The following is a 14,351-nucleotide window of genomic DNA, read 5'->3' as shown; positions in this document are numbered from 1 at the left end:
GGATCATTGTGAAACACATTAGCAAGTACACCGCACTTTGTCTGGTCATTTTATGTAGTGCATCGGCGCTCGCTGATAAGTTGGCTGCTCCGCCATATCAACGACCGGTGTTATTTACTGGCGAACTGCAAGCTGCGGATTCAGTGCCGATTATTGTCCCATCTTCCCATGTTTCACCGGTCACCTTGCGTTACTTTGTGCCAGAAGGCAGTAAAGTGAAAAATGGTGAGGTAATTTTACGGGTTGATTCTCAAGGTGATTCGGACATCGAGAGACTTGAACTCGAATTGGTACAAAACCGCGAGCGTGGATTGCGTGAAGCTGCCGATTTGGAAGTGAAAACGATAGAAGCTGAACGTGCCTTGATTACCGCACAAGCCGCACTAGCCAAAGCGAAGATCGATGCTGCGCTACCAAAAGCGCAAATATCTGCATTGGATTACGATAAATATCAGGGTGAGTTAGACAGAGCGACCCGTGATTTAGGTGTCAAACAGAAAGCTTTGGAGAACGCTAAAGATGCGGTGAAGCGGAAATTGGATGATAGTGAATTGGCGGTGAAGCGTTTACAAATTCAGATTGCTTTCGCCAAAGTGCAAGTGGCACAAAGTGAAGTGCGCGCAAGCCGTGATGGGGTGGTGATTCATGGTTATGATAATTGGAATGGGAAGCGCCTCGATGAAGGTGGTCATGCACAAATAGGTTCAGTGGCTGGGCAAATCATCGGTGGTGGTAAGCTTAATGTCGTCGCTTGGGTATTGGAAGCAGACCGGCCATTTTTGCAGCAGGGGCAAGAACTACATTTGCGTTTTGATGCGATTCCAAACTCTTATGCGAAGGGTGTTATTGAACGCATCGCCAGCGCGCCTGAAGCACGGGCGATCTGGGGGAAGGGACGTTACTTTAAGACAGAAATTCGTTTGCCCAGTAATTTAACGTATGAATTGCAGCAAGGTATGAGCGTCGCAGTTGAAACGATCAAATTAGAAAAAGTCGCTGTGAAAAATGATAACAAAGCCATTCAGAAAATGGACAATACGGCAGCGCTAAACAAATCTGCTAAATCTACTGCTAGCAGTTCAACAGACAATCCCTCAACGCAGGATCTGACTTTAGAAGGTGAAGTATTGTCGCGCCAATCTTCAATCATCGCGCCACCGAATATTCGTCACGTATGGAATTACAACTTGGTGATGTTGGCTCCTGAGGGGAGTCATGTGAAGATCGGTGAGCCAGTTGCGATCTTTGAGGCAAATGAAGCCAAGACCAGACTCGATACCCATCGCAGTTCGCTCAACGAAAAGCAACGAACATCAGAGAAGATCGCATTGGATCATGCCGAGGCTGCGAAAGCCGCTGAATTGGCCGTGAGTGAAGCTAAGAGCAATGCGGAAAAAGCTTTACGTAAAGCTTCTTTACCCAAGGAATTGGTAAAGCGGATTGATTATGACAAGTTGGTTATTGAACGTGATCTGTTTAACCAGCTCGCCCAGTTATCCGAACGTCAGCGTGAAGCCCAGCAACGTGCCAGAACTGCGGAATTGCGTGGTTTGAAATCAGAAATCGCACAACTACAACAGACCATTACCATCTTGGAAAAAGGCTTAAATGGTTTGACGGTGAATGCGCCACGGGCAGGTACGGTGGTGCATAACGTGGGTTTTGATGATGAAAAATTCGCAGTCGGGAGTCGCGTGTTTATGGGCGCTGCAGTGGCGAATCTGGCTGATCCGACAAAAATTTTCGTCGCCGCGAAAGTACCTGAAGCGCAAGTGTCTTTGGTCAAATTGGGGCAAGTGGTTTCGGTGATTGCGCCAGGTTCGAATGCGCAGGTCTCCGCCAAGATTACCGGATTTGGCGCAGTCTTTCATGGCAAATCCGCGAATCAACCGATGATTGTCAGAGATATCGAAATTGAGTTTGAGAGTTTGCCCAAGAATCTGAAACCAGGCACTGCGGTACAAGTGAAACTAGGAAATCAAAAAGCTGGAACTCAAGTTGTGCAACCTGGAGTAACGGCAGGAGCGAAGAAATGATCAAAATAAATCGTGCGACTGTCTTGTTGATGACGATGTTAGGATTGACTGCGTGTGGCGGTGAATCAAGTTCCGAAGCCGTGCCTGTCGAAGTTGTCGAGGCGCGTCAGTGGCAAGAGGAGATTGCTGCCGATGGTGAAATTAAGGCCGCAGCCAGCACACAGCTGAATGTTCCCGGTACAGGATGGGATCAACGCAATCTGGTTTCTATGGTTGCCAATGGCAGTCTGGTCGAAAAGGGCCAGATCATTGCGGTATTTGACGCAGCACAATCCAGGGTGAAATTATCGCAAGCAGAAACGGATTTGCTACGTAAGGAATTAATGGAGTTGGGAATCCAATCGACTGCAGAATTGGGACGTGCGGAGTTGAGTTCGGATAGCGCTAAAGTAACTGGCGATTTGAATTTAAGTAAACGCTATGCGAATGCCGATCTGCAAATTTTTGCGCAAAATAAGATTCTCGATACTTTAGTCGATATCGGTTTTCTCAATCACAAGCAAGATTATTTGAAATGGAAAAATAATCAGATCGGCGCCCGTAGCAACGCGGATCAGGCTGTTGTGCAATCGCAAAAAGAGAGTGTGACCTTGACGATAGAACAGCAACGCAAGAGCTTGTCGTCCTTAGAGCTAAAGGCACCGCACGAGGGTGTGTTTTTGTTGAAACCACGCTGGGACAGTACTTTGCCGCAAGTTGGCAGTAAATTGTGGGCCGGAGAGGAATTCGGATCTTTACCCGATTTGGAGCAGCAGGTCGCCAAATTCAGTATTGCAGAAGGTGCAGCGTTTGGTTTGAAAGAAGGTCAAGCGATCAAGGTGCGCCTGTCAGGCACCGGAACGGAACTTGATTTGAAAGTCACTAAAGTCGGCAAAACCGCCAGCACAAAATCACGTGAATCACCCGTCAAGTATTCTGATTTTGAAGCTAGTATAGGACAAGACTTGGTACGCAAGTTTGTCTTAAAACCAGGGCAGGCAATTACTGGTCGGGTCACTTTACTTAATTCCAGTAAGGTACTCACAGTTCCCAACATCGCGCTGGTTCAAGAGGGTGCTGATTACTTTGTTTATCTAATGGAAAAATCTACTAAGCTAAAACAGAAAGTTGAATTGGGTTTGCGTGGGCAGATACGCAGTGAAGTGAAGTCCGGATTAAGTGCCGGTGCAAAGTTAGTTTTGGTACCGGAAAAGAAAGAGGACAAATCATGAATCGTGCCTTGATTATAGAAGCCATTGTCGAGTTAAAGCGGCGCAAGCTACGAACTGGTTTAACTTTATTGGGAATGGTGTTCGGTGTCGCTGCGATTGTCGCGATGTTAGCGGTGGGCGAGGGCAGTAAACGTGAAGCTTTGCGTTTGGTGGCAGAGCTTGGTTTGAATAATATTTTGGTCGAATCAAAGAGTATCGCTGCGGATAAATTAAAAGATATTCGTACCCGTTCGTTGGGGCTTTCAGCCGCTGACGCAACAGCTGCGATGTCGGTGGTGCCTGGTGCGCAGTCGGTCGCTCTGAAGAAAGAAATCAAGGTTGACCAACTGGTGTATGGTACGAATATCATCGCAGGCCGGGCGTTCGCGGTGTCGCATAGTTATGCTGAACATGGTGGTTTGCAGATTGCGCATGGTCGTTGGTTACAAACTGAGGATAGCGATACTTTAGCGCCTGTTTGCGTGATTGGCGCACGCTTGGCTAAGAGTTTGTTTGGTGAGCAGAATCCCATCGGTGAGCGCGTTAAACTCAATCATACTTGGTTGGAAGTGGTTGGTGTATTGGCAGATCGTTCCGCTGGCAAATCCGAATTTGAAGGAATTAAATTAGGTCTGGACGACGAGCGTTTATTTGTTCCTTGGGAAAGTGGCCGTGCCCGTTTCTTATTTACCTTGATTGAAGATGAAGTCGATGGCATCAGTTTGCGTTTAGATGGCAAAGTCGCGCCAGATGGCGCTGCACGGGTATTGCAAACTTTGATCGAGCAACGTCATGCAAATGCCGATGATACCAATCTGATCGTACCGATGGGACTGTATCGGCAGAATCAACAAACACAAAGAATTTTTACGATCGTGATGAGTTCGATTGCTGCTGTTTCTTTGTTAGTTGGTGGCATCGGCATCATGAATATTATGTTGGCGAATGTATTGGAACGACGTCGTGAAATTGGCTTGAAACGCGCATTAGGTGCACGTCGACGTGATGTGGTCGAGCAGTTTTTAGCAGAAGCTTTAGTGATTGCCGTGACGGGGGCTTTAATGGGTGTTGTACTGGGGGCGATCGCTGCTTATAGTATTGCCACGCTGGCCGGATGGTCGGTTGCTTGGTCACCGTTTAGTTTGCTGACTGCTGTATCGATGTGTATTGCAGTTGGGCTGGCATTTGGTGTTTTTCCTGCTAAGCAAGCCTCTCGTTTAGACCCGATTGCTGCTTTGCGTAGTGATGGCTAGAGACTCGCTAGCCATCAAAAATTTATTGGTGTGATCAATCAAGGGCGCTTAAATTTAGGCGCCCTTGTTGCATGGGTGGGCACCAAAAATAACTGCTCATTATCGGCGATGAAATTTGAAATAACGCATCGACGATGCCATCTTCTAGCCCTAACATACGTGTTAGCTGGGCTTCGAACGCGTCGAATGAATGGCCGAATGCGGTGAAGTAAAGCCCACCATGATCTTGTAATGACCAAGGCATAGAGCGGCGTAGAATAAAAGCTTCGGGAGAAAAATTTTCCTGCGCGGTACGTTTCACATGCGCGCTTTCTGGTGCGTCGTCGAGCTCTTCATTGTCAGTCAAACGCCGCCCTATCATATGATCTTTATCGATGGCACTCATTGCATTGAACGCGGCAAAACTGTGTTGCCACTGTTGTACTGCAAGGAAACTACCACCATTCAATGCCGCTTGATCGTGATGCATAAAGGCGCATTCACAGGCCGCTTCACCTTCAGGATTTTCGGTGCCATCTTCATAGCCAGTTAAGTCGCGGCCGTCTTGAAACCGATAAGCATCAACTTGGTGGATGATGCGAAAACTTTCCTCGAGTAGGCTGCTGATTTGCTGCGTTGTGTGAAAGAGTTCGCCGCGTTCTTTGGCTTTTAACCATATCCATAAGTCGGTTTCGTAGGCATGCATATCGAGATGCGATGCCGAAAAATCAGGAAAAGCGTGCATGCCAGGAATCTGTATATTCAAGAAATCCAACAGTGAGGCACCCAATCCGATGACCACCGTTTTATCACTGAGTTGCGATGATAATTGTTTTAATGCCGCAATGATGTGTGCTTGATCGGCGTTCGCTACACGGCAACAATGTAAGTAAACGGCGTGTGCTGGGATCGGTGTGAGTATTTCAGTTTGAAAATCAGACATAGTGAACAGATAGAATAAGCGAGGAAGAAATTATTTCGCGAAGAGTCGATCTAAATCTCCCGATTTCTTCGCTTGTAGCAATACTTTATCAATCTTATTGAGTTGCGTTTTGTCGGCTTGTAAGCTGATGGCGAAGTAAGCGTCGATGACCGAGACGGGGCGCGGTAGAATGCAAAAGATATCGTTTTTCTTTTTCTTATACTCGTCGATTTCAGACGCATACAGTTGATTGAGTTCTTTTTGTAATTCTTTTAAATTGGTACGCGGCTCATAGAGCAAGAAGGCGTCCATACGTTTTTGATAAAGCTTTAAAAAGCGTCCAGCCAAGCTACTCGTATTGTATTCTGCTTTAAAAATAACATTCACTTGGCTATCGAACTCTTCGCCTGCACTGGAGCCCTGTACGATACCTATTTTTTTGCCTTTGAGGTCTTGAATAGAATTGAATTGAAGATTGTCTTCGCAACGACTAAGTAGCCAAACTTTATCGGAGTATACCGGTTCAGAAAAATGAAAGGATTTTAAGCGTGCTGGTGTTTTGTAGATGCCAAAGATGAGGCCTTCACCGTTCTCGCCATTATGTAAAACCCGACGCCATGGATAGCGACGAATATCAATTTTGATCTGTGCGGAATCTTCCAGGTAGCTAAAAAGTTGAAGGACGTTGCGGGTTAATGGAAGGATTTGGTCGCGATCACCTTTTTGTTCTGCCATCAGTACCACCACGGTGGGACGGGTATTTTTCTTGGGCAGCATTGGTGCCGCCAATCCCGCCATTGAAATAGCGCATAGCAGAAAAACTGTGAATAGTTTTTGAATCAAAATAAGCAATGTTGTTTTCCAAGGAACTAGCAGATTCTTATCGAACCCGTATAGAGAACTATTCTAGCCTAAATTCTGCTCTTACTTTACGTGTAAAGTTAAGGCTTGATCTGATGCCTCATTAAGATTGCTTAAGGAATTTGCAATGGAAGTGGGGAGCTGACGCGTTTGCCATCACCTAATTGTCCGTCGATATTCCTGCCCCAAGCCCATAAGCTGCCATCGGATCGCACCGCCAAGCTATGAAACTGCCCGGCACTGATCGTCTTCCATAGTTTAATGTCGCCGACCTGCGTTGGAATTGTTTGCAATTGATAATTTCCTAAACCTAACTGCCCATCGTCGTTTAAACCCCACGACCATAAACTGCCATCATTCTTAATCGCCAAACTGTGATTCGAGCCAGCGGCTACCATTGCCCAGGTAGTTTGGGTTCCGATTTGGAAAGGAGTAAGACTGAAAGTAGGGTTTGTTGTGCCGAGTTGTCCCTTGATATTATTTCCCCATCCAAATAGCGCACCATCAGCACGGATTGCTAAGCTATGACTTTCGCCAGCAACAATCGCGACCCAAGTTGCTGTTCCAATTTGTGTCGGGGTGCTGGTTTTGATGATGGTGCCGATTCCCACTTGTCCCGCGCTATTATCACCCCAGCCCCAAATTGTGCCGTCATCACGCCGGGCAATTGTATGATTGGTGCCTGCAGCGACACTTGTCCAATTTTTTGCAGTGCCGACTTGGACAGGTAATGCCCGATCAATGACAGTGCCATCACCAAGTTGCCCAAAAAAGTTTCGTCCCCATGCCCATAAAGTGCCATCTTTTTTAATTGCAAGGGTGTGTGATTTTCCTGCGGCAATTGCAATCCAACTAGCGCTACCAATTTTTAATGGCTCAAGTTTATCGACGAATGTGGCATCACCGAGTTGACCATTTTGATTAAATCCCCAAGTCCACAGCGAACCATCACTACGAATTGCCACTGTATGAAATTCTCCTGAAGAGACATGCGTCCATGTTGTAATAGCGCCGACATTGCTGAACGTTGCTTGGTCGTTGGCAGTACCGTTACCAAGTTGTCCCGTGCGGTTTAAGCCACTGCTAATTAAAGATCCATTAGATTTCAGCGCGATAGAATGATGACCGCCAGCAGAGACATTGACGTAGGGCGCTTGAACGCTTAATTTTGTACTGCCGATGATTTTACCGACAGTCGCGGTGATTGTTTCGCTGCCGACAGTTTTTCCTGTGGCTAGTCCGCTAGTTTGGACGATGCTAGCAATGGTTCCACCAGAACTCCAACTGATGTCTTTGCTAATGGCGCTAGAGCTGCCATCTGAATAAGTTCCGGTAGCTGTGAATTGTTGATTTAATCCGACTGAAATTGTGGCATTCGAAGGTGTCACACTAATCGAGACCAAACTAGGCGCAGCTGGCGTCGTTGGCGTGGTTGCGCTATCTTTACTCCCGCCACCGCACGCACTTAAACAAAGGCTGAGCATTAATCCGATGAAGCTAATCAGTGTTGGTGTTAAGGCCCGAGGTTTCATAGTTGTCTTTGCTTCGAAGTGACTCGTGATCTGAGCCAAGGTTGTTCTAGGTCTGTTCTAGGTTTGTTTCAGGATCAGAAATAGCAGAAATGTTTTGAAGTGAAGAAAAGTCGCTTCGACCATGTTCAAGTCATGTTCTAGTTCTGTGCTGACCAGTGTAAACAAAAATACCTCAAGCGATTGCTTGATTAAACAGGTTTTCTGAGGCTTATTACGCTAATTGGCTTGGCTTTATGCAAAAATTTAAGCACAAAACATCGGCTGCCTTTTCATAGTTTCATTACCTCTAGTCATCTGTCATCCAAAAAAATACCGTGGTCAGACGTTTATCCCGTAACTCCTTGCCAAAGTAGCCGCTGGCACAGTGAACTAGATTTGCTTTGTATAAAATCATACGATTGAACACATTTTGCACCCGCATATCTTCATACCAGGCTTGAATTGGTAGCGCCCGCACTTGCAAAGCATCGACCAGATTATTATGTGGTTCGAGGACGATATTCCCACCAATTGCTCCGTTCGGGTAGCGCAAGCGGCAAAAACTAGTGCCAGTATCGGGTGGGGGATTGGGACTCAGATAAATGACGCAGGCATAGCGACATAAGCGACGGCTATCGGTATGTGGATGCGGCGTGCTTTCTTTCTCTCCGACCAATTGGGCAACATTGCAGTCGAGACGCAGACCGCCAGGAGGCTGCTCCATCCAGAGTCTATCTTTACCAATGAGTTGTTTGACCAGCGATTCAATTTGTTCGAGCTCAGCAGCCTCTAGTGCACCGTGGAAGCGCATACCAGGCCAGCTCTCGGGTTGATAAGGGGCACCATACTCCCACTTGTCACGACTAAAACATCGTTCGGCAATTTCTGTTGCATTGCTGAGTACCTCATCAACGATCCAGTAATTCTTGCCATGTTCTAGTGGTTCATAAGCTAATTTGGGAGCGATTGCAGGAATTGCTGGCAACGGAGTTGTGGGAATAGGAAGTGGTCGCATGAAATCGTATCAACAGAAGTTGCAAAGATAAGTTGGTCTGGGAAATCCATTTGATCTTAACAGACTGCCAGCTTATCTTTGCATTTTTACATCTGAATTAACGATTTATTTGAGCGATGGTTTTTTATATACAACACCATCTTTCATCACGAAATCTACTTTTTCTAATGTACTGATATCTTTTAAGGGATCACCTTTCACTGCAATGATATCTGCGGCGAAATTCGCTTCGATAGAACCTAAACGTTTGCTTTGATTGAGTAATTCCGCTGCACTCAAAGTAGCGCTGCGTATGGCTGCTAGCTCCGGCATCCCGGCTTCGACCATGTAGCGAAACTCTTTGGCATTTTCTCCGTTAGGAAATACCCCAGCATCGGTGCCAAATGCGATCTTGACGCCGGCTTTGTAGGCACGTGCGAAAGTCGATTGAATTAGCGGACCAATTGCAGCCGCTTTAGGTTGTACTACAGGTGAAAAATAATTCGGAATCTTGGCTTTTTCGGCGACGAATTTTCCAGCAGAGATGGTGGGCACATACCACGCACCATTTTTCTTGAATAAGGCAATCGCCTCATCATCCATATAGGTGCCGTGTTCAATCGAATCGATACCCGCACGTAGCGCCCGTTTGATACCTTCATTGCCATGCGCATGAGCGGCAACGCGGAAGCCATAATCTTTGGCGGTTTTGATAATCGCGATTAATTCCTCATCGGTGAATTGAGTATTTTCACCGCTACTGGCTTGGCTTAATACCCCCGCTGTTGCGGTAATTTTAATCAGATCTGCACCTTCTTGATAACGACTGCGTACGGCTTCTCTGGCACTTTCTATGCCATTAATCACGCCTTGCTCAGGGCCAGGTTTGCCAACTGCGGTGCGCATCGCCTGCGACAAGCCATTGCTTGGATCGGCATGTCCGCCTGTTGTTGCGATGGATTTTCCTGCTGTGAACAGTCGTGGGCCAATAATACTGCCGGATTCGATCGCGCGTTTCATGGAGATATTGAGACCGCCCCCCGCACCTAAGTCACGCACGGTGGTGAAACCTGACATCAGCGTGCGTTCTGCCAATTTGATGGATGCATAAGCGTAATCAGCGGTGTCGGCAGTTAAGCGATCACGCAATTGTTCAACTTGCGGCTTGGGATCATGCGATAAATGCACATGCATATCGATCAAACCTGGTAAGCAAGCGTACCCACTCAGATCAATATGCGAAGGATCTGTCTTCATCGCAGAAATCGAAACGATACTATTATTCTCAATGGTGATACTGACCTTGTCACGCCACACGCCATTTTTAACATCAAGTAATTTGCCACAGTTCACCACGGTGGTAGCAGCCAGTGCCGGACTCGCAATTCCGCAGCAGGCAATGGCGAGTGCGATCGATTTCAGTTTATTCATGTTGTAGTCTCTTTATTGTTTGTGAGGCAGGGTTGGGTAAGGTCAGCTAAGGCGTTAAGAAGTAAAGTAATGCGTGTCGAGCACATGGTTTAGATTAAAAAGTAATGTAGTCAAAGTCAAGTTGTGGCTGGTGGTGTTTGAATGATTGGCAAGTCAATATAAAAGCTCGCACCTTGCCCATAAACTGAGCTAAAACTTAAACTGCCGTGCATGGCTTCGATGAGTTCTTTGCTGATCGCCAATCCCAGACCTGTGCCGCCTCGTTGGCGGGTATCAGAAGAATCTGCTTGTGCAAATTTCTGAAAAATACGTGACTGAAATTCCGCTGGAATACCTGGCCCCTGATCGCTGACGACTATCCTAACTTGTGTTTGATGCAGCAGCACTGTGAGTTGGATATGACCGTGATTGGGCGAGTATTTAATCGCGTTGGAAATGACATTGGACAGCACTTGTAGCAAGCGTTGTGTATCGACAGCAATGTGGATATCCTGCAGCGGATTATCAATCGACATTGAAATCATGCGTTCTATCGTGGCGCCCGTATTGCTATCTACAGCCAGTTGCAACAAGGGGGCGAGTGGTAGTCGTTCAATATTGAACTTGAGTTGCCCCGCCAGGATTTTTTCCATATCCAGTAAGTCATTGATCAGAAAACTTAAACGCTGACTATTTTTATGGGCAATGTGTAACATACTAGTCAGTTTTTCTGGTAGTTCACCCATGACACCATTGACCATTAAACCAAGTGCACCTGAAATAGATGTGAGTGGTGTGCGTAATTCGTGGCTAACGGTAGAAATGAATTCGTCCTTCATTTTTTCTATACGTTTGCGTTCACTGATGTCTTGTATCGTGCCGTAAACCCGCTCGCAAATTTGATCATTCAATTTGCTAATGCCAACAATCCGAACCCAGCGCTGTTTTTTTGTGTAAGTCAGTATCGATAGTTCGATATCAAATGACAGACCTTCGTGAATCGCTCTTTGTAAGAGCTGAGTAATGGTTTCTTGATCTTTACCTTCGTGGTAAAAATGGATCGCTTGTTCAATCGGGCAAACAAAGTCATTCGGTACTTCATAAATTTCTTTGGTCACTTTGCTCCATGTTAGCTGCCTATTTCGTACATCAATTTCCCAAGTGCCAATACGGGCGATAGTATTCGATTGTTCTAATAAATCATAAGCATTGGCCAGTTGCGCTTCAGCCTCTTTTTGTTTTGAAATGTCTGCGTGACTACCAGACATCATGAGCGGCTTGCCGTCTGCGGTTCGGCTGACTAAACAACCACGATCCAAAATCCATACCCAATGTCCATCTTTGTGACGCATACGATTGATGGTTTCGTAATAGTCCAATTCGCCGTCGAAATGCTTTTGCAGTAGCGCATTTGATTTTTTTAAATCATCGGGATGAGCGAAATTGATCCAAGTGTTGATATCGGACGGTGAAATTTCCTCTAAGGTATAGCCTATGATCTCAGCCCAGCGTTGGTTGAAAGAAGATTCTCCGGTCTGAACATTCCACTCCCAGGTACCAATATTGGTGCCTTTGATGATGTCTGCCAAACGTCGTTCGCTTTCCTTGTGCTGAGCTTGAACTCTGGTTGCTTGTACTAATTGACCTATGGTCAGCAAGATAGGATCTAAGAATTGGATGAACGGTGCTTGAAACCCAAACGCCCGGTTTGCTAAGCCAATCATTGCGACCAACTGCTCGTTGTAATGAATCGGAATACCAAGAAAATTCTGTATCTTCTGGCCGGTAGGAAGTCTCAACTTATGTTCACTTTCTTCACCGATAGCGTTGAGAATAGTCGTGGTGTTTGTGTGAATAGAAGAGATGAAAGTCGGATCTAAATCCTCAATCGTGATATTGCTGTTTGCACTCATCGTCTGTGATGTTGGCTGATTAGGCGTATTGGATATAAATTCGATGGCGAAAGTGGCTAAGTATGGCTTGGCCGCTTTATCTTCTAGCACTTCACCAATGAAGCCAAATTCGCAGCCGCTTAAATCCAATATGTCATGCAGCAATCCATGAAAGCCTTTACTTTTTCCCTGCCCGTGGATGAACTTTTCTTGGGCATGAGAAATAGCTTTGGCGAGTTTTTGTTGTAATTTGAGTGATTGATCAAGTTCCCACTCGTGCACTTTGCTATTAAGCCATTCAGAAAATAGCTGAATGAATTCAACCTCAGCTTTATTAAAATGATCTGGAACACGTACTTCAGGAGAGGAAAATACGAGACTGCCATACAAAGTCCCACGTATTTCAATTGGAATGCCAATATAAGATCGAATTGAGAATGCGGCGTTATTGATATTGTTTGCTAGGTTCGCATAGGGTGTTTTGCGTATGTCAGGTAATAGCGTTAGCGTGTTCTTTTCCATTGTGATTGAACACAAGGTTTGCTCTAAGTCTTGCAGTGATCCTTCACATTGCGAGCCCGCACCAGATTGAATTAACACCTCGCATTGTTTGCCTCGAATGCGGTTCATTAAGGCATGCGGCATACCAAGAAAATCTTGGGCTATCCGCATTGCGCTACGTAACAGCTGTGCATAGTCTGACTCGCTCAGCGACGATATTTTGGTGAGCGACAGTAGCGCTTGATGCTGATGATTTTGATGAAGCTGTGCAATTTCTTTTTCTACGCTATCGGCCAAATCGCGCAAAATGCGTAACTCTTTAATGCTCAGGGTGCGTGGCTTGCTATCGATGATGCACAGTGTACCGATGCTATGTTGACCATCAGGACGTAAAGGGGCGCCAGCGTAAAAACGAATATTTGGTGGCCCTGTGACTAAAGGGTTGTCAGAAAAACGTGGGTCAAGTAAGGCATTCGGAATGTGGAAAATATCGCGCTCCAAAATGGCGTGACCACAGAACGAAATATTACGACCTGTTTCGCATGCATCCAGTCCTTGTTTGGATTTGAACCATTGTCGGTCGGCATCAATTAAGGAAACCAAGGCAATGTCGACCCCAAAGACTTGTTGCGCTAGTCTGGTCAGCCGGTCGAAGCGCTCTTCGGGCGCGGTATCGAGAATATCAAGTTCGCGGAGTGCATGTAGCCGGACTTCTTCATCTCGAGGAATTTCGGGGGATTCCATGCAGAGCACTCCTGAGTTGAAATGAAAGAGCAAGTGAATTTGCTATCAATAGACAGTATCCACGAAGAAATGTTCCTCATCAAGGAAAGTGTTGTTGAGACCGGAATTTTGAGGTATTTTTTCTTCATTAACATTGGCAAATACTATATAAAAAAATAGTCGAAAATACTCAGGTATTCTTGCTCAAATGCAGTCTGGCTGCGATACTGCGCCTTGTGCTTAATCTCTTGGTTTGTTTATGCGTAATTTACGTTGGACTCCTCGTATTTGTAGTTCGATTTGCAGATCGATTTTCTGGTTGATTTGCTTGTGCTCGCAGCCCGTGTTTGCGGCAGGGCAGCAGAGTGTTCGTTTATTTCTTCAAGAAACGCTGGATTCGCAGGGTAAGCAAGTGCCTTCAGATCCTAAATTACTTGAAGTTCTACGCTATTTTGAGAACGAAACGGGATTGAAATTTGAGGCGGTTATCTTGCCATGGAAGCGGGCACAGGTTGAAACTTTAAATGGTAAAGGGATCATCTATGGATTTTCACGTTCAAAAGAGCGCTTAGCGCTTTATCATTTTTCCCAAGCAGTTGTGGTTGAAAAAATCTGGGGTATTACCTATGGTTCACCCAAACCTAAGTATAAAACGGTCGAAGATCTACGCGGAAAAGTGGTGAGCACTGGCCGCGGATTTAGTCATGGTTTGGAGTTTGACTTGGCTCGTGACCATATTTTTACGGTGCAGGAAGATTCGGCATCAACCATTGCGCGGTTTAAAAAATTGATGGCAAAAAGAAGTGATTTGATGGTGTGGCCGGTGCGTGGCTATGAACATCATAAAGAAGTTGAAGCCTATATTAATCGGACTGTTGTACAAGAGTCGAATGATCCTGAGTTGCAAGGGCGTCATTTTGATGTGACTGAGCAGCCCTTGTTTTTTGACACCACCCATTTCGCGAGCGCGAAGGGACTCTACCTAGACGTCATTGCAAAAATCGATAAAGCGATTCTTCGGGGTAAAAAGAATGGCCGCTTGACGGCAGTTCTGCGGGGCTATCATTAGTATGGCACGA

General features: G+C 45.9%; 10 protein-coding genes. 4 read left to right on the top strand and 6 right to left on the bottom strand.

Annotated elements, in window-relative coordinates:
- Nucleotides 1-8: 8 nt before the first annotated feature.
- Genes H8K33_RS07465 through H8K33_RS07455 form a run of 3 tightly spaced genes read left to right on the top strand, consistent with a single transcriptional unit; the run spans nucleotide 9 to nucleotide 4,479 of the window.
- A complete protein-coding gene (locus H8K33_RS07465) occupies nucleotides 9-2,036 on the top strand; it encodes an HlyD family efflux transporter periplasmic adaptor subunit (protein ID WP_186890346.1) in 2,028 nt (675 codons plus the stop codon).
- Entirely contained in the window at nucleotides 2,033-3,247 is a 1,215-nt protein-coding gene (locus tag H8K33_RS07460; protein WP_186890345.1) for an efflux RND transporter periplasmic adaptor subunit, read from the top strand. The genes H8K33_RS07465 and H8K33_RS07460 overlap by 4 nt, the downstream gene beginning before the upstream one ends.
- The gene (locus H8K33_RS07455) at nucleotides 3,244-4,479 is read left to right on the top strand and encodes an ABC transporter permease (protein ID WP_186890344.1); all 1,236 of its coding nucleotides are present in this window, start codon (nucleotides 3,244-3,246) and stop codon (nucleotides 4,477-4,479) included. The genes H8K33_RS07460 and H8K33_RS07455 overlap by 4 nt, the downstream gene beginning before the upstream one ends.
- A 34-nt stretch (nucleotides 4,480-4,513) precedes the next feature.
- Here H8K33_RS07455 and H8K33_RS07450 read toward each other — a convergent pair whose 3' ends face one another.
- The 6 genes from H8K33_RS07450 to H8K33_RS07425 all read right to left on the bottom strand — a co-directional run bounded on the left by H8K33_RS07450 (nucleotide 4,514) and on the right by H8K33_RS07425 (nucleotide 13,293).
- Nucleotides 4,514-5,401 carry a Dyp-type peroxidase gene (locus tag H8K33_RS07450; RefSeq protein WP_186890343.1) on the bottom strand — a complete coding sequence of 296 codons (888 nt, stop codon included), beginning with the start codon at nucleotides 5,399-5,401 and terminating at the stop codon, nucleotides 4,514-4,516.
- A gap of 30 nt (nucleotides 5,402-5,431) precedes the next feature.
- On the bottom strand, nucleotides 5,432-6,157 hold the full coding sequence (locus H8K33_RS07445; protein WP_186890342.1) for a substrate-binding periplasmic protein: 726 nt from the start codon (nucleotides 6,155-6,157) through the stop codon (nucleotides 5,432-5,434).
- Between the two features lie 197 nt (nucleotides 6,158-6,354).
- Complete coding sequence (locus H8K33_RS07440) at nucleotides 6,355-7,773, bottom strand: RCC1 domain-containing protein (RefSeq protein WP_186890341.1); 1,419 nt, start codon at nucleotides 7,771-7,773, stop codon at nucleotides 6,355-6,357.
- 286 nt (nucleotides 7,774-8,059) lie between these two features.
- On the bottom strand, nucleotides 8,060-8,767 hold the full coding sequence (locus H8K33_RS07435; RefSeq protein WP_222613326.1) for a DUF6445 family protein: 708 nt from the start codon (nucleotides 8,765-8,767) through the stop codon (nucleotides 8,060-8,062).
- A gap of 105 nt (nucleotides 8,768-8,872) precedes the next feature.
- Complete coding sequence (locus tag H8K33_RS07430; RefSeq protein WP_186890340.1) at nucleotides 8,873-10,177, bottom strand: metal-dependent hydrolase family protein; 1,305 nt, start codon at nucleotides 10,175-10,177, stop codon at nucleotides 8,873-8,875.
- A gap of 116 nt (nucleotides 10,178-10,293) precedes the next feature.
- Complete coding sequence (locus H8K33_RS07425; protein ID WP_186890339.1) at nucleotides 10,294-13,293, bottom strand: GAF domain-containing protein; 3,000 nt, start codon at nucleotides 13,291-13,293, stop codon at nucleotides 10,294-10,296.
- 238 nt (nucleotides 13,294-13,531) lie between these two features.
- On the opposite strand from H8K33_RS07425, the gene H8K33_RS07420 reads away from it, so the two are divergent.
- On the top strand, nucleotides 13,532-14,341 hold the full coding sequence (locus H8K33_RS07420; protein ID WP_186890338.1) for a substrate-binding periplasmic protein: 810 nt from the start codon (nucleotides 13,532-13,534) through the stop codon (nucleotides 14,339-14,341).
- The last annotated feature ends 10 nt before the right edge of the window (nucleotides 14,342-14,351 follow it).

It is taken from the genome of Affinundibacterium amnicola (assembly GCF_014284275.1).
Taxonomy (GTDB): domain Bacteria; phylum Pseudomonadota; class Gammaproteobacteria; order Burkholderiales; family Burkholderiaceae_D; genus Undibacterium; species Undibacterium amnicola.
The sequence above is the reverse complement of the archived record's forward strand: the minus strand, read 5'-3'. Positions and strand labels throughout refer to the sequence as shown.